This is a genomic window from Chlorobiota bacterium, from assembly GCA_016700335.1.
Classification (GTDB): Bacteria; Bacteroidota; Ignavibacteria; order OLB7; family OLB7.
This window is the reverse complement of record CP065014.1, coordinates 591,433-613,649: the sequence shown is the minus strand read 5'-3', so window position 1 is coordinate 613,649 and position 22,217 is coordinate 591,433. Positions and strand designations below refer to the sequence as shown.

21 protein-coding genes and 1 pseudogene are annotated in these 22,217 nt (G+C 28.5%); 10 read left to right on the top strand and 12 right to left on the bottom strand.

Annotated features, from left to right (window positions below; translation table 11 throughout):
- Positions 1-10 precede the first annotated feature (10 nt).
- Positions 11-1,399: a hypothetical protein gene (locus IPP08_02475; protein ID QQS67059.1), complete on the top strand. Its 1,389-nt coding sequence runs from the start codon at positions 11-13 to the stop codon at positions 1,397-1,399.
- A 15-nt stretch (positions 1,400-1,414) separates the two neighbouring features.
- Here IPP08_02475 and IPP08_02470 read toward each other — a convergent pair whose 3' ends face one another.
- Both IPP08_02470 and IPP08_02465 read right to left on the bottom strand, forming a co-directional pair.
- Complete coding sequence (locus IPP08_02470) at positions 1,415-2,638, bottom strand: imidazolonepropionase (GenBank protein ID QQS67058.1); 1,224 nt, start codon at positions 2,636-2,638, stop codon at positions 1,415-1,417.
- Positions 2,639-2,686: 48 nt separating this feature from the next.
- Positions 2,687-3,349, bottom strand: coding sequence for an SOS response-associated peptidase (locus IPP08_02465; GenBank protein ID QQS67057.1), 663 nt, complete (start codon positions 3,347-3,349; stop codon positions 2,687-2,689).
- A 271-nt stretch (positions 3,350-3,620) separates the two neighbouring features.
- Between IPP08_02465 and IPP08_02460 the strand changes: the two genes are divergently transcribed.
- Together IPP08_02460 and IPP08_02455 are read left to right on the top strand one after the other, a co-directional pair.
- Positions 3,621-4,610, top strand: coding sequence for a Gfo/Idh/MocA family oxidoreductase (locus IPP08_02460; protein ID QQS67056.1), 990 nt, complete (start codon positions 3,621-3,623; stop codon positions 4,608-4,610).
- Between the two features lie 51 nt (positions 4,611-4,661).
- Complete coding sequence (locus IPP08_02455) at positions 4,662-5,708, top strand: hypothetical protein (GenBank protein QQS67055.1); 1,047 nt, start codon at positions 4,662-4,664, stop codon at positions 5,706-5,708.
- Between the two features lie 115 nt (positions 5,709-5,823).
- On the opposite strand, the gene IPP08_02450 is transcribed toward IPP08_02455, so the two are convergent.
- The 4 genes and pseudogenes from IPP08_02450 to IPP08_02435 all read right to left on the bottom strand — a co-directional run bounded on the left by IPP08_02450 (position 5,824) and on the right by IPP08_02435 (position 9,284).
- Complete coding sequence (locus IPP08_02450) at positions 5,824-7,395, bottom strand: hypothetical protein (GenBank protein QQS67054.1); 1,572 nt, start codon at positions 7,393-7,395, stop codon at positions 5,824-5,826.
- 120 nt (positions 7,396-7,515) lie between these two features.
- Positions 7,516-8,011 (bottom strand): annotated as a pseudogene (locus tag IPP08_02445) (NADH-quinone oxidoreductase subunit B).
- Positions 8,012-8,102: 91 nt separating this feature from the next.
- Positions 8,103-8,459: an NADH-quinone oxidoreductase subunit A gene (locus tag IPP08_02440; protein QQS67053.1), complete on the bottom strand. Its 357-nt coding sequence runs from the start codon at positions 8,457-8,459 to the stop codon at positions 8,103-8,105.
- Positions 8,460-8,582: 123 nt separating this feature from the next.
- Complete coding sequence (locus IPP08_02435) at positions 8,583-9,284, bottom strand: hypothetical protein (GenBank protein QQS67052.1); 702 nt, start codon at positions 9,282-9,284, stop codon at positions 8,583-8,585.
- Between the two features lie 235 nt (positions 9,285-9,519).
- Here IPP08_02435 and IPP08_02430 point away from each other — a divergent pair, with 235 nt between their 5' ends.
- The 3 genes from IPP08_02430 to IPP08_02420 all read left to right on the top strand — a co-directional run bounded on the left by IPP08_02430 (position 9,520) and on the right by IPP08_02420 (position 11,202).
- Positions 9,520-9,906, top strand: a complete 387-nt coding sequence (locus tag IPP08_02430; protein QQS67051.1) for a VOC family protein — start codon at positions 9,520-9,522, stop codon at positions 9,904-9,906.
- A 266-nt stretch (positions 9,907-10,172) separates the two neighbouring features.
- The gene (locus tag IPP08_02425; protein QQS67050.1) at positions 10,173-10,676 is read left to right on the top strand and encodes a DinB family protein; all 504 of its coding nucleotides are present in this window, start codon (positions 10,173-10,175) and stop codon (positions 10,674-10,676) included.
- A gap of 91 nt (positions 10,677-10,767) precedes the next feature.
- On the top strand, positions 10,768-11,202 hold the full coding sequence (locus IPP08_02420; protein ID QQS67049.1) for an SRPBCC domain-containing protein: 435 nt from the start codon (positions 10,768-10,770) through the stop codon (positions 11,200-11,202).
- A gap of 102 nt (positions 11,203-11,304) precedes the next feature.
- On the opposite strand, the gene IPP08_02415 is transcribed toward IPP08_02420, so the two are convergent.
- The 4 genes from IPP08_02415 to pta all read right to left on the bottom strand — a co-directional run bounded on the left by IPP08_02415 (position 11,305) and on the right by pta (position 15,677).
- Entirely contained in the window at positions 11,305-12,312 is a 1,008-nt protein-coding gene (locus IPP08_02415) for a hypothetical protein (protein ID QQS67048.1), read from the bottom strand.
- 33 nt (positions 12,313-12,345) lie between these two features.
- Positions 12,346-13,515, bottom strand: coding sequence for an anhydro-N-acetylmuramic acid kinase (locus IPP08_02410; GenBank protein QQS67047.1), 1,170 nt, complete (start codon positions 13,513-13,515; stop codon positions 12,346-12,348).
- A gap of 74 nt (positions 13,516-13,589) precedes the next feature.
- Positions 13,590-14,645 carry a hypothetical protein gene (locus tag IPP08_02405; protein ID QQS67046.1) on the bottom strand — a complete coding sequence of 352 codons (1,056 nt, stop codon included), beginning with the start codon at positions 14,643-14,645 and terminating at the stop codon, positions 13,590-13,592.
- Positions 14,646-14,702: 57 nt separating this feature from the next.
- Positions 14,703-15,677, bottom strand: a complete 975-nt coding sequence (gene pta / locus IPP08_02400) for a phosphate acetyltransferase (GenBank protein QQS67045.1) — start codon at positions 15,675-15,677, stop codon at positions 14,703-14,705.
- A 165-nt stretch (positions 15,678-15,842) separates the two neighbouring features.
- Here pta and IPP08_02395 point away from each other — a divergent pair, with 165 nt between their 5' ends.
- The 4 genes from IPP08_02395 (at position 15,843) to IPP08_02380 (ending at position 19,856) form a co-directional block, all read left to right on the top strand.
- Positions 15,843-17,513 carry a S41 family peptidase gene (locus tag IPP08_02395; protein QQS67044.1) on the top strand — a complete coding sequence of 557 codons (1,671 nt, stop codon included), beginning with the start codon at positions 15,843-15,845 and terminating at the stop codon, positions 17,511-17,513.
- Between the two features lie 19 nt (positions 17,514-17,532).
- Positions 17,533-18,291, top strand: coding sequence for a Rieske 2Fe-2S domain-containing protein (locus IPP08_02390; GenBank protein QQS67043.1), 759 nt, complete (start codon positions 17,533-17,535; stop codon positions 18,289-18,291).
- A 132-nt stretch (positions 18,292-18,423) separates the two neighbouring features.
- Positions 18,424-19,197 (top strand): Rieske (2Fe-2S) protein, encoded by a 774-nt coding sequence (locus IPP08_02385; GenBank protein QQS67042.1) that lies wholly within the window; start codon positions 18,424-18,426, stop codon positions 19,195-19,197.
- A gap of 65 nt (positions 19,198-19,262) precedes the next feature.
- Entirely contained in the window at positions 19,263-19,856 is a 594-nt protein-coding gene (locus IPP08_02380; protein ID QQS67041.1) for a DUF937 domain-containing protein, read from the top strand.
- Between the two features lie 100 nt (positions 19,857-19,956).
- Here the strand turns inward: IPP08_02380 and IPP08_02375 are convergent, their stop codons facing one another.
- Both IPP08_02375 and IPP08_02370 read right to left on the bottom strand, forming a co-directional pair.
- Positions 19,957-20,589 (bottom strand): hypothetical protein, encoded by a 633-nt coding sequence (locus IPP08_02375; protein QQS67040.1) that lies wholly within the window; start codon positions 20,587-20,589, stop codon positions 19,957-19,959.
- Between the two features lie 138 nt (positions 20,590-20,727).
- Positions 20,728-21,759, bottom strand: a complete 1,032-nt coding sequence (locus tag IPP08_02370) for a uroporphyrinogen decarboxylase (protein QQS67039.1) — start codon at positions 21,757-21,759, stop codon at positions 20,728-20,730.
- Positions 21,760-22,217 lie beyond the last annotated feature (458 nt).

Genomic DNA, 22,217 nt, shown 5'->3' with positions numbered 1-22,217 from the left:
AAACAATTATTTGAACAATAATGCAGTTAATATTACAGAAGATTCAAGACCTTCCCCGCTTTGGCTTGCCTTTTGGGCAGGTGCAGATAAAGTGCTTCCATTAATATATGGAGTAGCAATGGTTCTAATTCCCTTAAAAACTTTACCTCAAAATGAATGGGCTATTTGGACTGTTACTCAAATGATATTTATGATTATATCAATTGTAGCAGATTTTTTTGTACTTCAACCAATGGTAAAACTTGGCTCTGAAACTAAAAGTGGTATTGCTCCATTGATTGTGGCTTCAACAATAATATATACATTATTTTGCCTTACCGTGACTTGGGTAGTAATTTTATTTGCTTTACCCTTAGAAACATTATTTAAAACACCAAATTTGTCATTTGCTTTTCCAATAATGGCTTTGATGATTTTAAGTACAATAATTAGAAATATTTCAATTAGAATTTTACAAATTTTTTATAGAATTGCCACTATATTTATTGTAGATTTAGCTTACTTCTTGCCAATTGTTTGGCTTATGTATTGGGGGTATTCTAACAATAAATTAAATAATGCTGAGTTACTTATTAACTATAATTACTATGCTTTTATTCTGAGTTCTTTATGCGGATTTTTTGTTTGCACACCAGACATAATTAGATCTTTAAAATCAAAAACAAATAACGTTAGAACAAGAATAAGAATTAAAAATGAATTCATAACATCATTTAAAAAAATAATTCAGATTGGCATACACCAAGGTGGAACAGGTATTCTAACAGTTTTACAACAACAAGGAGATGTAGCAATAGTTAGCGCAATAAGAGGGGGAACAGTGGCAGGTATCTACAATGCTGCAAGATTATTTTATAGAACATTTGATGCCATACGAGATGCAGTTCAATTGTTATTAGTGCCAGCAGTTTCTAGGGCAAACTCAACAGGTAAACATGAATCAGTTGAAGCAAAAGCAATTCTAGCAACTGCCTTATTATTTGTATTCTTTTTACCAATTACAGTTTCATTAATTTTTTTAGCTCCTGTTATAGTTGATACAATAATGCCAAAATATTCAACCGCTGTACATGAATTTCAATGGCTTTTTACAAGTGGAGTTGCAATGCCATTTATAATAGTACCTTCTGCAGTTTTGCTTGGAATTGGTAAATCAAAGGAACTTTTTTATGGTACTCTAATTGGTACAATAATACTGTTGTTGTCTGGGATTATATTAACTTGGTTTGAAGGTTCTGTTGGTATGGCTCAAGGAGTTTCAATTGGGACATTTGCAACTGCAATTTTGTTAACACAAAAGATGAATGAACAAATTCATTTTACTTTAAAATCAGTTCTTAAACAATCAAAAAGGTTACCAGCAATTTTCAAACAAACTATTATTGACTTAACTAAATAACTATTTTTTATTAAATTAATTTTTGTAAAAAACCCCATTTTTTACTATTCCTGAAATCATGTTAATTCCATAATGATAAACAATTTCAGGATAATCTTCACAATTAAAAATTAACATATCTGCGTTTTTTCCAACTTCAATAGATCCAATTTTATCTGCTAAACCTAAAGCAGCAGCACCATTTATTGTGACAGCACAAATTGTCTCTTCAATAGTCATCTTCATTCCCATTGTTGCAAGTGCCATTGTCATTTGTAAATTCTCACACATATTTGAGCCTGGGTTACAATCACTTCCAAGCGCAACACAAAGCCCTTCTGAAATCATTTTTCTTGCTGGTGCATAATCTAAACCAAGGAAGAAAGCTGTCCCAGGAAGTAATGTTGCAACTACATTATTGTTTAACATTGATAGAATACCCTCATTTGAAATTCTTAATAAATGATCAGCAGATATAGCACCTACTTCACTAGCAAGCTCAGCACCACCAAAGGAAGATAATTCATCTGCATGCAGTTTTAATTGTAATCCATATTGCTTTGCTGCTAGAAATATTTGCCTTGCTTCATTAGTAGTAAAATATCCATTATCAGAAAATACATCACAAAAAGTTGCCAAATTTCTTTTACTAATTTCAGGGAGCATTTGTTCAGTTATCTCATTTATATAGCCAGTACGGTTAATTGAATATTCTGGTGGAATATCATGAGCTCCTAAAAAAGTTGCAACAATAGTTTGTGGTGTTTCAAGTTTTAAATCAGAAATAACTTCTAATAATTTAATTTCATTAATGTAATCCAATCCATATCCACTTTTAATTTCAATGGTGGTTGTGCCATATTTAAAAGAGCTCAAAGCTAACATTTTTGCTTTTTGTAAAATCTCTTGTTTAGATGTTTTTCTAACTGACATCATAGTACTTTTTATTCCACCTCCTTCTTCAGCTATTTGCATATATGTTACTCCTTTCAATCTTTTAACTAACTCACCAGATCTTTCACCAGAAAAGACAATATGAGTATGTGAATCAACAAAACCTGGCACTACAGTTTTATTTGAACAATCAATTATAACATCATAATCGGAATTAGTATTTAATTCTGATGTTCCAGCAAATTCAATTATATCATTGTTAATAACTACATCAGCATTTTTAATAACTCCAATATCTTGCATTTGATTTCCACTTCTTCTCATTAATGGTGATTCAACAGTTACTAGAGTTGATATATTTTTCAAACAAGTTCTCATACTTTTAAAATTTATTATTTTCTGAAAATTTACAAATTAAACTGGTATTATACAATTTGCCAAATTGTTTGCTGGTGAGTTAACAAGATTAGATACTTGATATGCATTCATAAGTTCATCTGGATAACATTTGATTATTGTTTTTAATTCACGTTCAGTTGCCTTTGGATCTAGCCAAACATTAATATCTTCAGGTGATAAAATAACGGGCATTCTATTATGAATTTGTTGTAAGTAATTATTTGAATCTGTTGTTACTAAGGCACATGTATGGGCGGAGCTACCATCAATCATTTTGGGTGATGACCACAGAGAAGCTATTGCAAACGGTTCACCATCTTTCATAGTTATTCTATAAGGAATTTTCTCGTTTGCATTTTTTTGCCATTCATAATATCCATCAGCTATAACCGCACAACGAGCACTTTTAAAAGCACCACGAAAAAAAGGCTTTTCACTTATAGTCTCCCCTCTTGCATTTATAACAGGCTTTATATCTAAATCAGGCTTTGCCCATGTGGGAATAAATCCCCATTGTAGAATATCTATTCGAGGCATAGGATCAGCTATTAAAGCTAACACAGGTTGGCTTGGTGCAATGTTATATTCTCTTGGATGTTTAAGTTGAGGTATTACTCCAAAACCTAAAGACTCAAGAAATTCTTCAATATCAATTGCTAATGAAAATCTGCCACACATATACTATTATTATATTATATTATCTTTAGAATTAAATATTGTATCTAAATAAAATCAATCAAAAAAATTTAATTTTAACAATTAAATTGATTAAAAAACAAAACTTAATTAAATTAATATTTCAAAATTAATAAAGGAAAATTTTAATCAACAAAATTTCTCATTATTATATATAAAGATATGAATTCCTTTGTTGAATAATAATAATTAATACATACCGTTTCAATTTAAAGAAATAAGTAATTTTGTAATCAAATTAAAACTCTTGAAATTGAATAATAAAATTAAAGTTGGAGTAATTGGTTCTGGTCATTTAGGTAAAATTCATACTAAACTTTGGAAACAAGTAAATGATGCTGAGTTGACTGGCGTTTATGATATTAATACTGAGACCGCACAAAATCTTGCTGACGAGCATGGTATTATAAATTACAAGTCAATTGAAGATATTATATCCTTTAATGACGCAATTGACATTGTAACTCCAACTTCTACTCATTTTGAAATAGCAGTTCAATCAATAAAAAACAATAAACATTGCTTTATAGAAAAACCAGTTACTGCAAATTCATTAGAGGCAGAAGAACTTTATATTTTAGAGAAAAACTCTAAGGTTATAATTCAAATTGGTCATGTTGAAAGGTATAACCCTGCTTTTACTGGAGCAGTAAAATATAATCCAGCACCAATGTTTATTGAATCTCATAGGCTCTCACAGTTTTCACCTCGAGCAACAGATGTATCTGTAATTCTTGATTTAATGATTCATGATATTGATTTGGTTGTTAACTTGGTTAAATCACCTTTAAAAGAGATTAGAGCTAGTGGTGTGTCAGTTTTAAGTAATGAAATAGATATAGCAAATGCAAGATTAGAATTTGAGAATAATTGTGTAGCAAATTTAACTTCAAGTAGAATTTCAAACACACCTTTAAGGAAAATGAGGTTGTTTGCACAAGACAGTTATATTTCTATGGATTTCATTCAGCCATCAATTGAAGTTTTTAGAATGACAAATGGATTCGATTTGGATAAAACAAATATTATTACATCAATTGCTGGAGCTAATGGAACTAAGAATATTTTTTATGAGAAACCTGAAATTGATAAAGTCAATGCAATTCTAATGGAGTTAAATTCTTTTATCAATTCTATTAAAAATAATACTCCATCCGAAGTAACATTAAATGAAGGTAAATATAATTTATTTGTTGCTGAATCGATTCTATCAAAAATTGCTGAGACAAATCTGAACAAATAAAAATTATAACTTAAAAAATCGATTTATATTTTGAATTCTTGTTATAGGAAAGTGATACTTTTATTAATTTTATTTTTTGGATTTAAATCATTTGCTTTTGCAATTGGTAATAGATTTAAAGATACTGTTAGTATTATTACTTTCAAAGGATGGGAGTTATCTGAGTTAAAAATTTATTCAATAAGAGGTGTAAAGTTAAATTCAAAAGTATTCGATTCAGTTGTTACAATTAAAGCATTTGAGGATAAAATAATTATTAATTATGATACTTTATCAAAATGTAAAGTAACCAGTTTAACAGGTGGATTTATAACTTTAAAAAAAGACTCTTTAATTAAAAGAACAGTTAGAGGGGTTGTTTATATTAGTTGTTCAAATGGTTTGTTAAATATAGTATCAAAAGTTCCAATTAAAGATTATTTAGCATCAACCTTAGCTTGCGAAACCTCCGTTTCCGAACCAATAGAATACATGATTGCTTTATCAGTACTTCAGAGAAACTATTTTGTATCACATTTAGCAAGACATGATTCTGTAGATTTATGTGATAACACTCACTGCCAAAAAGCATTTAGTAAAATTGTCACTTCAAAGCATTATACTGCAATTTCAAAAGGACTTAAAATTAGATTAGGTAAACTTGATACAATTCCATGTTATTATTCTGCCAACTGTGGGGGTAGAACTTTAACTCCATTGGAAGTATGGAATAATGAGGAGTATGGATATTCCTCAATTGAATGTAATAACTGTTCTAAGGGTAAGTATTACAGATGGGTAAGAGAAATAGTATCCACAACTAGAGTTGATGAATTCCTCAGATCTGCAAATGAAACTCCATTTATAGATGATAATTTTAAGATAAGATTTGGTAGAGAATTTGGATTTAATATTATATTAAGTAACACAGTTGATAAAATTGAAAAAAGAAATAAGAAATTTATAATTCATGGTAAAGGCTTTGGTCATAGAATAGGACTTTGTCAGGAAGGAGCGATAATGTTAGCAAAAAAGGGATTTACACCAATGGATATTTTAAGATATTATTTTCCCAATGTATCAATAATTACAGATATGGAATATTTTTTAGATAAATAAATAATTTAAAATAAAATCAATAATAATTACTAAATTTTTCTAAAAAAAACAGCATTCAATATTTAAAATATAAAAATTGAATGCTGATTATTTTACTAATTATTTAACTTTAGAACTATTCAATAATTAAATCTTTTCCACTCGAAGAACCATTCACTTTAAGTAGTACCCAATATTTTCCAGGAGATAAATCGGTTGTATTTAATAGAATTGTATTTGAACCTTTATATACAAACACCTCAGAATTTTGAACAATTTTTCCTTCACAATTATAAAATTCTAAAGTTGCTTTTGAATTTATTTCAACATCAAATTTAGCAAAAGCCTGATTATTACTAATAATGTTTGGAGCTATCAAAAAATTGTTATTGTTATTATTACGTATTTCAATAGGTGCAGAAGAATATTTAGTAGTATCAATAACAACATTTTCATCTCCATTAAAATAAAGAGTAAATGCAAAATAAATAAGCATCATTTCATCTGTAGTAGATTCTCCAAGCCTAACATCTTTTGGAGGTTTGTTTGGGTTATGAGTGTTATTAGTAGTATTATCATAAGTTGCTTCACCATAAAGAATACTCCCTTTAGGTAATTTAATTAGTTTTTGAAATGCATAATTTCCTTGCCAATGAAAATCCCAATCATTTATTTTGACCAATTGAATTGTATCACCTGTTGGAGTAACTGCATATGATTTAATTTTAGTACCAATTAAATGCATATGTGGAGCAATATGAGTAATAGTTGCATCAAATGGAATTGTATACTTTGCATTAAATGTTTTTACTTTATTTGCAGGAATAAACAAAGGTCCATTCTGCAATACTGGGGCAGTATGAGTAATTATATCACTAAAAAATAATGGTCTAATAAAAGGACTATCATCAAATAAAAAGTTGATTTTAGTTTTATCTTTTTTACCTATTGAGCCAGCAGGATAATGAATCTGTAAAATTATATCGGTATTAGGTAACAATTGAATGCCCATACCGGCAGGAAAATAAGTTGGTCGTGACCCAGGCACCCAAGCTGCAATAAGTTGAGTGGTAGTTGATCCTGTTCCACCAAACCCCTTAAAACCAGGTTTAGGATCTGCTTGGTCTAATAGCCTTGGTTTTCTTGAAGTATCTTGAAATACTAGTACGTGGTGTACAATTTCTCTATTACCAGGAATTAATTCAATTGCCTTAGCATATTTTAATATAGGTAAGTTAGAAGGAATTACGAAATATCTGTACTCATCGTTGCCACCTTTTGCAGCTTCGGAAGTATATTCATCCATTGTTAATGATAAACTAGGAGTACCTAACTCTGAACCATCTTTAAAAATAGGTGGATTAGGTGCTTGTCCTAAATCTCCAGAAGGTGCTCCATCACTAACCCAAGAAACAATTTTTTGAATCTCAATATCAGTTAATCTTCTTTCACCAACATAATGACGATAAGAAGGATCAGCGGGCCATGGTGGCATTTTTCTTTCAAGAACTTTAGAAGGTATTAGTGCTGAAACTGAACTTGCTTCATTATATGTTGTTAAACTAAATGGAGCTATCCCACCAGCTCTATGGCATGAAACACAATTTTTGTAAAAAATTGGAGCAATATCTTTACTCCAAGTAGTTGATTGTGCTTGTATGCAATTAACAATTAGAAAGCAAAGTAAAAATGAGTAAATTAAACGCATAATAATATATTATTATTAAAAAAAAAATAAGTATCTATTAATTTTAAACAGTTCCACAATCGTTTTATATACTATTGTAATTAATAAATATTAAAAGGAAATTAATATTTTTAAATACACCTAAACGTACATAGCTTCTCTTTCAGTTATAGGGTTTCTACCATTTTTAATTTGATCTTGAATAAGCAATAATCCTTGAATCAAATTTTCAGGTCTTGGAGGGCAACCTGCAACAAAAACATCAACTGGGATAAATTGGTCAATACCTTGTACAACTGAATAAGAACGAAACATTCCACCTGAACTTGCACAAGCACCCATTGAAAGCACCCATTTAGGTTCTGGCATTTGATCATAGATTTGCCTAACAACCCAAGCCATTTTATAAGTTACAGTCCCTGCAACAATTAATAAATCTGCTTGTCTTGGAGAAAAAGAAAATCTCTCAGATCCAAATCTTGAGCAATCAAATCTAGGTCCTGCAAAAGCCATCATCTCAATAGCACAACAAGAAATTCCTAATGGCATAGGCCAAATCGAATTTTTTACGAGCCCAACCTATTGCTGATTCAACTGTAGTTGTTATAAAACCTTCTTTTTCTAATTGATCTATCATAAAAATATAAACTTTAATTTTTAATCTTTTTATAAAAACAAAACATAATAATTATCTCATATGAATTTTAAATTTCATATGAATTTTAAATTTAATCCCATTTTAATGCACCTTTTTTCAATATATAAATATAACCAGCAAATAATGTTGTTATGAACAATACCATTGAGATTAACCCATTTGTGCCAAGCTCTTTAAAGTTAACAGCCCATGGATACATAAAAACAACTTCAATATCAAAAAGAATAAACAACATCCCAACAAGATAAAACTTAACAGGAAATCTGTCTTTTAAAGATGTTATTGGCCTCATACCAGATTCATAAGTCTCTAATTTTTCTTTATTAGGTTTTTGCGGACCTAACCACTCATGTGCTTTTACTGAAACTAAACCAAACCCTAGACCAGCTAGAATCATTAATATCACTGGTAAGTATTGTTCAATCATAATTATAGGAATTTGTATAAATTAAACTTAAGTATTACCCAAAAATAAAGAAAAAGCGTACTATATATTTTTATTTTTTTTAAAATTGATTGAGTAAATCCTATTTAAGAAATAGTAGCCAAGTTATCTTTTACTTTTTTTTCCTGATTTAATGTCATGTATTACTTTAGTAACAGCACCCATTATTCTAATATCCTTAGGGACAACTTTAATAGGCTGATATTTAGGATTTTCTGCAACAAGCATAATAAAACCGTTAGAGTATTTTAGCCTTTTAATTGTTTGTTCACCCTTATCTTCCATATATGCAACAACAATGTCACCTTCCTGAACAGGCAGAGAGCTATCTACAACAACCATATCTCCATCAAAAATATCAGCACCAATCATAGAATCACCTTTAGCATAAATACAAAACACATCATCTTTATCACCTGTTAAAAAACTGTGTAAATCAACTTGTTTATCAACATACCCTTCAACTCTATTACCCAAACCAGCTGATGTAGGTTCTAACATAATTGGAACTAATCTTTTCCTACTTAAAACAGGTTTTGAAGTCAATGATTTTTCATAATTAGCTGCTAATGATTTCTCTCTTAAATCCCATCCAGCATCATTCTCAGCAAACATTTCCCCTTCACCAGTAAGTAACCATTGTATATTACAACCAACGTCTGCCATACGTTCTAAAAGCTTTGCTCCAGGCTTTTGCAAACCAGATGCATACTTATGAAGAACACCAGAACTATTATACCCAATTGCATAACCAAGTTGATCTAGGTTTCCAAATACTTCTTTTGCAAATAACAATATTCTTTTCATATAGTTGCAAATATAAATAAAATTACTTTTTAGAAAGATTTTTCTTGTCTGTCTAAATAGAAAGTTTTATATTTGAATCAAATAAAGTTCAATCATAATTTTATCTTAGTTACAGACTACCCTATTTACTGTTAGAATAATTCACCAATTTTTTATTTTTGTTAGTTTTAGTTTATTTTGGTTTTTCTATTTTTGATGATTTTTAATTTAAGAAATTTTCTATAACCTTTTTTTAATGGAACAAAATAAACTAGATATTTCAGGAATAGCATTAGTAAGTGTTTATGCACATAACTTTGAAGAATCATTTAAATTTTATAATGAGATAATTGGATTAAAAGAGTTTAATCCCATGGGTTCTGAGGCATGTTATTTTACTTTCGGTAAAAATGGTGGGATGTACTTAATAGGAGGTCATCATAAGTTTGATTTTCCTGAAAAAATTGTTAGAACTACTTTTGCATTTGAAGTATTTTCAACTTTAGCAATGTTTAATCATTTAGTTTTAAATAATATTCTTACAATCCAGTCAGAACCTATGAAAATGAATACGCAAGTTAGTTGGTTTCAATGTTACGATCCATCTGGAAATATATTAGAATTTTGTGGTGGAATAAGTTAACTTAATTGAAAGTTGTTTTTCTTAAGTCTGTTAATTACTAACAATTTAAAATCAGGACTATAAAGTAAATATAAGATAATTTTATAGTTAAAATTTTTACAAATCTTAAAATGAAGATTTTAACAAAAGTAGATAAGTTTCAAATTGGATTCAACTAATTTTTTATATATGTTTTACAATGACTAAACATTTTTTTATTAAATCCATTCAAATTTCCAAATTGATTTTTAAGTTCCAAATAATAATTATAATTTAAAATTAAACAAATGTCAATTTCATCAGATTTTTTAGCAGAACTTAGACATGAATCAAACACAACTAAAAAGTTATTAGAATTAGTTCCATTCGATAAAGCAGAATGGGCACCTCATGAGAAAAGTATGAAGTTAGGAAGGTTAGCCAGGCACGTTGCAGACTTGCCAGATTGGGTTAATACAACTATTACAACTGACGAGCTTGATTTTGCAAAATCAGATTCAAAGCCATTTAATCCTCAATCTAATGAAGAATTAATTGCTCACTTTAATGAACATCTTAAAAAGGCTGTAGTTGCTTTAGAAAATTCAACAGATGAACTTTTACAAAATCCTTGGACAATGAGGCAAGCTGAAAGAGTTTTCTTTACTCTTCCAAAGCAAGCAGTATTAAGGGACATGTGCTTTAATCATTTTATTCACCACAGAGCTCAATTGGGAGTTTATTTAAGAATGCTTGATATTCCATTGCCAGGTTCTTACGGACCTTCAGCAGATACTCCAAACATGATGTAAATATAAATTTAGTCATTTTAAAACTTATTTGATATTATTTTTTAAGGTACAAATTCACAACTAAATTAAACGTTTAAACCTAATATTTTAAATGCAACTATTAACCTCAGCTCAAGTTTCAATTACTATAAAATCAAGTACTACCCAAGTATGGAAAGCACTTTTATCAAATGAGATAGTTAATAAATACTATTATTTATATGAGGATATTTTAAATTTAGCTGTTGGTTCAATTGTTAGTTTTAAAAGGGCTATTAATGATTTAGAAATTACAGATACTGGTTCACTTGTTGAGTATATTGAAGGCAGTTTAATTAAATTTAAATTCTTAAATTCGTCAGAAATTTTACCTGGAATTCAAGAAGAATTTTATGAAATAACTTACAAGTTAATTGATAAAAATGGATTTACTTTTATTTCAATTCATCACGATGGTATTGAAAATGAATCTAATAAAGAACAATATGAATCTCATTGGGCTTTAGTGTTAGACAACCTTAAAATTTTATTAGAGAAGATAAATTAAAAAATACAGGATACTCTATAAATATAGGGTATCTTGCTTTATTTTTATTGATTGAAAATTATATTTTTTAATTATTGTAATTCCTAAAATTTTGTTAGAAAATTAATTAGGAAACTTATCTTTGTTTATCAAATATCTTTGTTTAATTATAGCTTCCACTGGTTTACCTTGAGGAGTGTAATCAGTATCAATAAAAACATCTAATTGATTTTCAATATCTGAATACCATTTCCATATGAATCCTCCTGCTAACCAATTTTCATTCCAAAAGGTATCAAACAAAGCTACATAAGAATTAACTTGTGACCTGTAATTCACAGCATTTTTAATTGATAGATTTTCTATTTCCCATTGTTTCCAAGCAGTATAATTTACACTTCTGTAACCATATTCTGTAAATAGAATTTTCTTTTTATTTTTAATTGAAATTGCTTTTAAATCTTTTTTTATATCTAACCATTCATTTTTTAATGTTTCAATGGAAGGCGTTTTGATTTTCAATAATGGGAAGTATGCATCAACTCCTATGAAATCTAGTTCTGACCAAAATGGTACATTATGATATTCATCCCAATTCGCTGCATAAGTTAATTTACCTGAGTAGTATTTACGTACTGAATCAATTAAATAAAACCAAAATTTTGGTCTCTCCTTTACGGCATTTTTCCATTCAGTACCAATGCAAAACATTTCAACTTTATTTGAATCAGCTAATTTTGCTAACCTCAAAATGTAATTTATATAGTTTCTTTCCCAAACTTTCCACTTATCATTTGATAGATTATAATCACCTGCCCAGCCTTCACCATCTACCCAAAAATGGGGTTTTAATAGAATTTTTAATTTGGAATTTTTAGCGAATTTTATCATTTCCTTAACGCCGTTGTATTTATCTCCGTACCAACTATCTGAATTTTCATATCTGATTTCAGGATTATTTGGTGTAAGAAAAGCAAAAGGACAAATTGCAACCCAATTAGCATTAATTGACTTTATTGTATCAATGGGATTTGAGTATACTTTTAATTTTGGTGATACTATATTTACTCCATTAATTTTTTGTGAAAGCAAAGTAATGGGAAATAGAAATAAAAGAAGGAACAACTTCATTTTTGATTTTAGAATTGGTTATAAATATTTTTATTAACCAATTCTAATAGAACCGCAAATCACATGATTCTTAGCTCCAGTTACATTTGGTACGTTGGATCTTATTTCATTTAAAGTTTCATTAGCTAATATAGCAAAGCAAATTGATTCTTTGGCATCCACTGGTAAATTATACTTATCACTTGAACTAAATGTTGTTCCAACAAATTCCCCTTTCAGATATTTTATTATTGCACTATTATGAAAACCACCACCACCAATTATTATTTCATCAACTGATTCTTCATTTCTACAAAAATTATTTATTCCCATTGCAATGCTTCTTGAGGTAACTGCTGTAATTGTAGAAATAATATCTTGATTTGATAAACCAATACTTCTACCTCTTACTGTTAAAGCTTTAGAAGTTTCTTCACCAAACTGTTCACGTCCAGTACTCTTAGGAGGTTTTAAATGATAATATTTCTTGCTAAGTATTTCTGTTAACCATTCTTCGTTAACTTGTCCAGTTAAAGCCACATCTCCATTTTCATCATATTTCTTATTATAGAATTCCAACATTGCAGAATCAATTATCATGTTTCCAGGACCAGTATCAAATGCAATCAAATTATCTAAGGTAGTATTTTTACCTAACCAAGTTATATTTGAAATTCCACCAATATTTAGTGATACTTTATTTACATTTTTATCATGTAACAACAAATAATCACAATAAGGAACTAAAGGTGCACCATGTCCTCCTGCGGCAACATCATTAGTTCTAAAATCATTCACAACAATTGTTGCAAGGTTCTGAGCAACCACACTACCTGATCCAATCTGTATTGTAAGGCCAATTGGTTTTCTATTAGGATTATGAAAAACAGTTTGACCATGTAATCCAATTGCATCAATCATATCTATTGATAAATTGTTTGTTTTAGCACAATCCAAAATTGAATCTACATAAATCATTCCTAAATCAATATCCAATTCAAAGCACTCTCTCATTGTAAGATTTCCTTCGCAAGCTGCATGTAACCTATCTTTTAATGATGATTCAATTGGTATAGATTTAAAAGCAATTAGCTTATGTTTTGTATTAATTGAGTAATTACTAATTTCAACAAATGCAACATCAATTGCATCTAATGAAGTTCCAGACATAACACCAACAACAACTTTAGTAACTTTATTTCTATAATTAATTAATTTAGACAATAGCTTTATTATTATTTTTAAGAAAATTGATATTGCAAGAGTAAATAATTTACAAGGTATAGAAGATTAATTAATTAGGTTCTTCTAACTCGAAATTTTATAAAAGGACGAAAAGACTTTATACCTAACCTTTTTGGTTTTAGAAATTCAGTTATTCCTTTACCTGAAACTAAATTATTCTTAAAGTAAATTTTGAAATCAGAAACAAATCTATGATAGAATGGACCTGATTCAGGTTTATATGATTCATTTACTTCAACTTTAATATCATCATTTGAAATTAATATTCGAGATGGATATTTAAGTGTCCAGCTTTTTTTAGAATGACTCATAATAAAATCAAAATTTTTACTTTGATATAGAAGTTCATGATTTTTAAATAATAACAATTGAGAGAATTCAATCTCTTTTTTTTCTTTACTCAATATTTTAAAGTATACTAAGGAGTATTCATCACCAATATATCTACCCCAAAACCAGTCAACATCTAACTTATGTAAAGGTGTTAAACCATAATTTCTATCATGATATGACCTACCTGAAAAATCAATTGTCTCGTCATTAAATTTTAATCCAAAGGATGTGTATAAATGTAAATTTAAATTAAAAGAACCAACCAAATTTGCAGGAACCCAATTGTGATTATCATCTAAATTATTTGAGGTATTAGCTATTGTTTTTAAATCTAAATCAGGGAATGATAAACTTATTCTTCCTGCTACTCTTTTTGTTCCAGTTGCAGAAGAAGAATGAATTTCAATCTCAAATTCTTTACCTAGTTTAATAACTTTACAAGTTAAAATATTTTCGTTGAAAGAAACATTTGGAGAATCATTTGTAAAGGTACTATGAGAAGAGTTCGCTTCATTTAAACACCAAAATTTCCTTACACCTTTATAGTATAATGAAAATGAAAATGCTGAAAAGTCCTCTGGATTAATATGAGATCCATTTAGAAAAGAGTAATCAATTTCTTTTGTATAGTGGGGAGACATAGGGCAACCTTTAAACCATATTGCAGTAAACCCCCATAATCCGTCATTTGATAGTCCATCAAAATAAGACCATTCGTAACCCCCTGAGTTCCCGATATTATGAAAATAATCTTCTTCTGGATTTCTAATTATCATTGTGTAAAAATAACAACAAATTTCAATGTTAAAATGTTTAAAGAATTAAGAATTTGATTACGATAACAAAATAGAAATTGAACTTAAATCAATTATATCTTCAACTGAACAACCTCTTGATAAATCAAAATATGGTTTATTTAAACCTTGAACAATAGGACCAATAGCTTTTGCTCCAGCCATTCTTTGAGCCATTTTATATGCAATATTTCCTGCATCAAGATTAGGAAAAACAAGTACATTAGCTTCACCTTTTAACTTGCCATTTGGATCTTTTATTAAAGCAATATCAGGTACAATAGCTGCATCTAATTGTAACTCACCATCAATTAATAAATCTAAATTTGTTTGTTTAATTAACTTTATTGCCTCAGTAATTTTTGAAACATTTGAATGTTCAGCACTTCCTTTTGTGCTAAAAGATAATAATGCTGTTTTTGATTTAATGTTTAATAACTTCTCAAAGTTTTTTGCAGTTACTATGGCAATATCTGCTAACTGCTGAGAATTAGGTTCTGGAATAATTGCACAATCAGCAAAAGAATAGATTTTATTTTTAAATTCAATTAAAAAAAATGAAGATACAGTTTTATTATCTTCAAGAAGTCCAATTGTTTGAATACCAGCTTTTATAACTTCCGCAGTTGTTGATATAGAGCCAGCAACACAACTATCACAAAGTCCATTTCTTAGATACATACCAGCAATATAAAGAGGGTTATTCATTATTTCTTTGGCTTGTTCTATAGAAATTCCCTTGTGTTTTCTAAATTCATAAAACTCATTAATTAAATTTTTATTTAATTCTTCAACAGACTTATCAACTATGTTTATTCCGTTTATATTTATAAAATTATCTTCCGCTAAATTCTGAATTTCATTTTTATTTCCAAACAAAATTGGTGTAGCAATATTCTCATTTAACAAAACATTTGCAGCCTTCAAAGTTCTAATATCCAATGAATCTGGCAAAGCAATTTTTTTATTAAATAATTTTGCTTTATTCTTAAATTCATTTAAAATTGTAATCATACAATAATTATTTATTCTTAAATATTATTAACAAATATAAGCCTGTTAACATTCATTATTTAAACTAATGGAATTTTAATATTGAAATTATTTAAATTTAAAATCTGAATATTATTATATGCATTTATATTTATAACTTGCATCCTCTTAAATTAAGTTAATTAAATGAAGATTATAAAAAAAATAAATAAAAAGTCAATTTTCATATTTGTAATTATCTTACTCATAGGTTCAATTGCTTGGAAATTGCCTGATAATGTAGATTACATAAGGATTGCAAAGGTTACCGAAACTTTTGCATCTGTTTACAGAGAGGTGTCTTTAAGATTTATAGATACTATTAATCATGAAGATTTTATAGTAACTGGTATTAAATCAATGTTAAAAACTCTAGATCCGTATACAACTTACATAGATAAAAATGACAAAAATGAATTAGATTTATTATTGCAGAATCAATATGGAGGAGCTGGTATAAGTGTATTTGCACGTGACAGTTCCCTTTTCATAAATGAATTGTTAGATAATTATCCAGCAAAAAAAGTTGGATTGAGAATTGGTGATAAAATAATTTCTATAAATGATATTAATCTTCAAAATTCAACTGTTGAGAAAATGCGTGAGGTAATTCGTGGAACGCCAGGTGGAGTATTGAAATTCGTTATAAAAAGGGGTGCAATACCTCAACCAATCTCTTATTCACTTATTCGTGAATTGATTCAAGCTAAAAGCATTTCATATAGTGGACTCCTAAATGATAGTACTGGTTATATTAAACTGACAAGATTTTCTCAAGGAGCACCATTAGAATTTAAAAGTGCATTAAAAGAACTTCAAGTAAAAAATAGTATTTCATCTTTAGTTATAGATCTTAGAGATAATGGTGGTGGTCTATTAGAATCTGCAGTTTCAATCGCAAGTAATTTTGTTCCAAAAGGGAGTTTGATTGTTTCAACAAAAGGACGAGACACAAATGATGTAAAATATTTTTATACTGAGGAAGTACCTATTCTTAAAAATGTAAAAATTGCAGTTCTGATAAATAAAAATTCTGCTTCAGCTTCTGAGATATTAGCTGGAGCTATTCAAGATCTTGATGCTGGAGTAATTCTTGGTCAGCCAAGTTTTGGTAAAGGTTTAGTTCAAACCCTTCACTGGATAGGGCAGAACATTCAGCTTAAAATTACAACTGCAAGATATTATACTCCATCTGGAAGGTGTATTCAAAAGTATACATATGATAAATCTGGCAAAGCAATCATTACAAATGATTCTATCCAACATGAGTTTTTAACTACTTCTGGTAGAAATGTTAAAAGTAGTGGTGGCATTCTCCCAGATTCAATATTAGCGGTTGATACTAGTTCTTTTGTTTCTCAGCTTAACCGTTCTTGGGTGTTTTTTGATTATGCAACTTTGTTAACTTCCAATATGAATTCAATTCCAATTGATTTTAAAATAAGTAATGATATTGCGAATTCTTTTTTTAAATACGTTATTTCATTACCAAGTAATAAACTTCCTGATAACTTTGTTTATAAAAAAGTAAAAGAATTTGAAACTTTTGCAAAAGACAAAAATGTTAGTAATTTAATTATTAATTCTATATCTGAAATAAAAAATGAAAGTATCAAAAATATTAATTTATCTTTAAATTCTAATAAAGATAATATTTCAAGATATATTTTGAGGGAAGTATACTCAAGGTTCAATGGAACTAAAGATAGAGTTCAATTAGGATTGATTGATGATAATCAATTACAGTCAACAATAATTTTTTTACAATCAAAGGTAAATTATTATTCAATGTTACATAAGGATATTAAACAAGATTAATTATTAATTATTAAAATTTATGATCAAAAATTACAACAGAAGAGATTTCGTTTCAAGGTTATTTGGGGCAACGGTTATGTCGATGGCAGCACCTGTTATTTTAGGTGAATTAATTCCTACTCTATGTGCAAAAGCTGGTGTTTTATCAGGTATTTATTCATTTAAGATAACTGATTTCCCAGCCCTAACTGTTGGTGGTTTGGTGTGGATTTCTGTTCCAAATATGCCAGCACCATTTAAAAATAAAAAAGTTATTGTTTACAGAAAATCAGAAACTGAATTTATTTCTTATTCAGAAAGTTGCACTCATCAAGGATGTAGTGTTGGAGAAACAAATTTCAACTCAACTACTAAAAAACATGTTTGCCCATGTCATGGTTCTCAGTTTTCAGCAGAAGGTTTAGTAACAAAAGGACCGGCAACAAGTGATTTAAACTCATTTAAAACCACAAATGATGGAAGTAGAGTTAACATAGAAATTCCTAATTTAACGACAGGTGTTTATAACAATTCTGATGGTGATAATTTTATATCAAATGTTGAAGAATATGATAATACTGTCTCAATCAAATGTCGTTTTGTTAATGGATGTGAAGTTAAAACTACTATTTATTCTATTGATGGTAATGTTATAAAATCAAAAATGGAAACTTATAATGTTCCAAATGAGTTGTCAACTTTTAAATTAGATAAACCTACATTATCTGGCACATATTTGTTCGTTATAAAATCTTCATTGGGTATTGAAGATGTAAGGAAATTTACTATCGTTAAGTAATTATTATTTATTTTTTAAAAAATAAAATTAACATTCCTGTATTTATATAGGAATGTTTTTTTAATTAATGTTGTAACTTTAATCAAATTAAAGGTGTCATTAATTTAAACTATATTTTAAATAATTTAAATAATGCAATCTGTAAATTCAAGAAGAGACTTCATTTCAAAACTATTTAGTGCAACAGTATTATCGTTTACAGCCCCTATCGTATTAGGTTCACTTACACCTACATTACAATCAAAAGGAAACACACTTTCAGGAATTTATACTGTTAAGTTAAGCGATTTTCCTAATTTATCGAATTTAAATGGAATGGTTAGGCTATCAATTTCTGGAATAGGGAAACCATTATCTACACTTCCATCTAACCGAAAAGTTATTTTAATTCGAGAAAGTTTAACAAAATTTAATGCAGTGTATGAAGTTTGCCCACATGAAAATTGTAATGTTGGGGATTTTAATTCAACTAAAATGAGGTTTGTTTGTGGATGTCATGGTGCAGAATTTGATGTTGCAGGAGTTGTAAAAAAAACACCAGCTCGAACGAATTTATTCCAATTTAAAACTACTTTCGATGAAAAAGCAAATACTGTACAAATTGAAATACCAAATTTAACAACGGATTTAAATAACTCAATTTTATTAGAAAATAATGTTTCTGAAGTAATTCTAAAAAATGGATCAGCCAACTTAACCGTAATTCTTAACGAACCGAGTAATTTAATACTCTCTTTATATAACATTAATGGTGTAGAACTAGAAAAGAATTCAATATATTACGAAACAAGTAAAGTTCCGCTTGAAATTAGATTTAATCAACCATCACAAAGTGGAGTATATTTTATAGAGATAAAAGATTTGAATAATTTTAGAGAAATTAGAAAATTTTCAGTTAATAAGTAAGTGGATATTTTTTTATATATTTGTCTTTTATAATAGTTCAAAAAATTTAAATTAATAAATTACAAATGTCATTATTTGAAAATGTATCACAGTTGTTGAGCGGACCTGCATTACAACTAATAAGTAGCCAGTTAGGAGCTGATCAAGGTAAAACACAAAGTGCAATTCAAGGAGCATTACCATTAATTATATCTGCTTTATCTAAGAATTCATCAACTCCAGAAGGAGCTAATTCATTAGTTAATGCTCTTGATCGAGATCATGATGGAAGCGTGGTAAATGATATTGCAGGTTTTATTGGGGGAGTTATGGAAGGAACAAATGCTGCAAATGGTGCTGGAATATTACAGCACTTATTAGGAGATAAACAACAGTTAGCTCAACAAGGAGTTGCTCAATCAAGTGGACTTGATATGGGTCAGGCTGCACAACTTTTAACAACATTAGCCCCAATAGTAATGAGTTACTTAGGTCAAAATAAACAACAAGCAGGTTTGGACGCAAATAACATATCAGGGTTTTTAGGAGATCAACAACAACAAGCTCAACAGTCCACACCAGGGATTTTAGGAACATTAAGTAATTTAGTTGATATGAATCATGATGGTAGTCCAATAGATGATGTACTTGGTTTCATTGGAAACTTTATGAAGAAATAATTTTAATTCATAATATGATATTAAAAAGGGGTGAAATCAGTTTCACCCCTTTTTTTTATATTATATTTTTAAATGATAAATTTTAATACTTGATTAAACACTAATTAGTATAACCTGAACTCATAACCATTATATCACTTGGATATTGATAAGAACCAACTGGTGTTTGAACTGTAGGTCTTACTGATAATTTCAATCTAGTAGTTGAACCTTGTGCTCCACCTAAAGCTAATGCTAAGTTAACCAAATCGTCAACTCCTTTATCATTAAAAAATTTCATTAAATCCAATTGTATTCCTACTGGAATAATTGTTGACTGACCAGCTCCAGGTACATTAATAGGTTGATTAACGACCCCATTTATAGTTGTTCTATCATCAATCAAAAGAGTCCAATTCATTTTTGTCAATGTAATTGCATTGCTATTACTACTTGAATTACCAGATGTACCATTTGGATTTTTAGCAGATACATTTAATGTAAAATCAACTGGTAATTGTTTTTTTGTTATCATATTTGTTAAAGATAGCATATCAATAATGCTGAGTTGAGAAGGCTGACTTATTTTACTAACATCAATTCCATTTAACTTGAAATTATTTACATTATCAAGTTTGAATTGTAAATTTTGAAGATTCTTAGCCAAGTTAGATATTGTGCTACAACTTTGAATACTAGTTAAAGTTATAATTGAAACTAATATTAAAAAAGGTATAAAAAAGATTTTTTTCATTATTAACTTTTTGATTTTAAATTATTGATTATTAAATTTTAATTTGATTTAACAACAAAAAAACATTCTAATATTTTTCTGTATATTTCTTTTGTAAAATCTTACCTCAAAAAGTTTAAGATAAATTTAAATTACTTTCTAATACTTAACAGCATTAATAAATGCTTTTGCGTTTTCAACAGGTGTAATTGGTAATATGCCATGACCAAGATTTGCAACGTATCCACGATTATCATCTATTTTGCTTAACATCTTTTTTGTTTCTTCATGAATTTTATCAGGATTTGTAAGTAATAATACTGGGTCAAGATTCCCTTGAATTGCATATTCAATCGGTATCTCTTTTTGAGCTCTATTGATATCAATTTGCCAATCAATACCAAAACCACTTGCATTTGATTTAGTTATTGAATCGTAACTTCTTAGCCCTTTTGGAAAATACAATACTGGAATATCAGGGTAATTTCTGCGAACTTCTTTTATTACTATTGATGCAAATTCTAAACCAAATTCATTATATTTTTCTTCAGGTAATAAACCAGCCCAAGTATCAAAAAGCTGAAGCATATTAGCACCACTTTTGATTTGACCAATCATATAATTGATTAGCTCATGAGTTAATTTTTCAAACATTTTTTTTGCAGCTGAACTTTCATTATAAATAAAAGTTTTAAATAAATCGAAATTTTTAGAACCAGCACCTTCAATCATATATGCTGCAAGAGTAAGGGGAGCTCCAGCAAACCCAATTAATGGAACCTTTCCATTTAAATTTTTTTTAGTAAGTGATATTGCATTAAAAACAAAATCCAATTTATCAGTTACTGATGTTTGTAAATTATCAATTGCATCCACAGTTCTTATTGGCTCAGTGAATCTTGGTCCTCCCTTACCTTCTTCTACTACAAGATTCATTCCCATAGCTTCTGGAACAACTAATATATCACTAAATATTATTGCCGCGTCAACCCCAACCAAATCCACTGGTTGAATAGTTACTTCAGATGCAAGTTCAGGATTTTTACAAAGTTCTAAAAAAGTGGTTCTACTCCTTATTGCCCTGTATTCTGGAAGGTATCTGCCAGCTTGACGCATCATCCATACTGGCGGTCTTTCTACTTTTTCACCTTTAAGTGCTCTTATTAACAAAGAATTGTTTTGATCATTCATATTAACTGCAAAAATAATGCAGAAGAACTTAACAACACATATTTTTTGATTTAAATAATGAATTTATATTGTGTTTATATCATAATTCTTTAATAAAATTTTATTCACTTATGATATCACATATAATTTATATTTTATCAATGGTTTAGTTAACTATTCATTTACTTTTTAAGAATTATTTAAGCCAATTCACTACTACTAATTTCATTATTTTTAACATTTTTTTTAAAGTAATATTATTAGATTTTAATTAACTTCTAAAGTATTTATTTACTTTTTTCAAAATAATTACTTGTTGAGATTGAATTTTAAATCATAATATTTTTAATCTAATTATTACCTACTACTCATATTAGTCATTTATCGAATATATTTATTTCACTTATCAAAGGGAATAGAATTTACACTAATAAATTCTTTTCGTTTGAAATATATATTTTACTCTTCATTACTATTGG

What these genes read in the sequence shown, in the direction of transcription:
- IPP08_02465 (QQS67057.1), bottom strand. Translation starts at nt 3,349, where the DNA reads ATGTGTGGCAGATTTTCATTAGCAATTGATATTGAAGAATTTCTTGAG.
- IPP08_02450 (QQS67054.1), bottom strand. Translation starts at nt 7,395, where the DNA reads ATGCGTTTAATTTACTCATTTTTACTTTGCTTTCTAATTGTTAATTGC.
- IPP08_02440 (QQS67053.1), bottom strand. Translation starts at nt 8,459, where the DNA reads ATGATTGAACAATACTTACCAGTGATATTAATGATTCTAGCTGGTCTA.
- IPP08_02435 (QQS67052.1), bottom strand. Translation starts at nt 9,284, where the DNA reads ATGAAAAGAATATTGTTATTTGCAAAAGAAGTATTTGGAAACCTAGAT.
- IPP08_02430 (QQS67051.1), top strand. Translation starts at nt 9,520, where the DNA reads ATGGAACAAAATAAACTAGATATTTCAGGAATAGCATTAGTAAGTGTT.
- IPP08_02425 (QQS67050.1), top strand. Translation starts at nt 10,173, where the DNA reads ATGTCAATTTCATCAGATTTTTTAGCAGAACTTAGACATGAATCAAAC.
- IPP08_02420 (QQS67049.1), top strand. Translation starts at nt 10,768, where the DNA reads ATGCAACTATTAACCTCAGCTCAAGTTTCAATTACTATAAAATCAAGT.
- IPP08_02415 (QQS67048.1), bottom strand. Translation starts at nt 12,312, where the DNA reads ATGAAGTTGTTCCTTCTTTTATTTCTATTTCCCATTACTTTGCTTTCA.
- IPP08_02405 (QQS67046.1), bottom strand. Translation starts at nt 14,645, where the DNA reads ATGATAATTAGAAATCCAGAAGAAGATTATTTTCATAATATCGGGAAC.
- pta (QQS67045.1), bottom strand. Translation starts at nt 15,677, where the DNA reads ATGATTACAATTTTAAATGAATTTAAGAATAAAGCAAAATTATTTAAT.
- IPP08_02395 (QQS67044.1), top strand. Translation starts at nt 15,843, where the DNA reads ATGAAGATTATAAAAAAAATAAATAAAAAGTCAATTTTCATATTTGTA.
- IPP08_02390 (QQS67043.1), top strand. Translation starts at nt 17,533, where the DNA reads ATGATCAAAAATTACAACAGAAGAGATTTCGTTTCAAGGTTATTTGGG.
- IPP08_02385 (QQS67042.1), top strand. Translation starts at nt 18,424, where the DNA reads ATGCAATCTGTAAATTCAAGAAGAGACTTCATTTCAAAACTATTTAGT.
- IPP08_02380 (QQS67041.1), top strand. Translation starts at nt 19,263, where the DNA reads ATGTCATTATTTGAAAATGTATCACAGTTGTTGAGCGGACCTGCATTA.
- IPP08_02375 (QQS67040.1), bottom strand. Translation starts at nt 20,589, where the DNA reads ATGAAAAAAATCTTTTTTATACCTTTTTTAATATTAGTTTCAATTATA.
- IPP08_02370 (QQS67039.1), bottom strand. Translation starts at nt 21,759, where the DNA reads ATGAATGATCAAAACAATTCTTTGTTAATAAGAGCACTTAAAGGTGAA.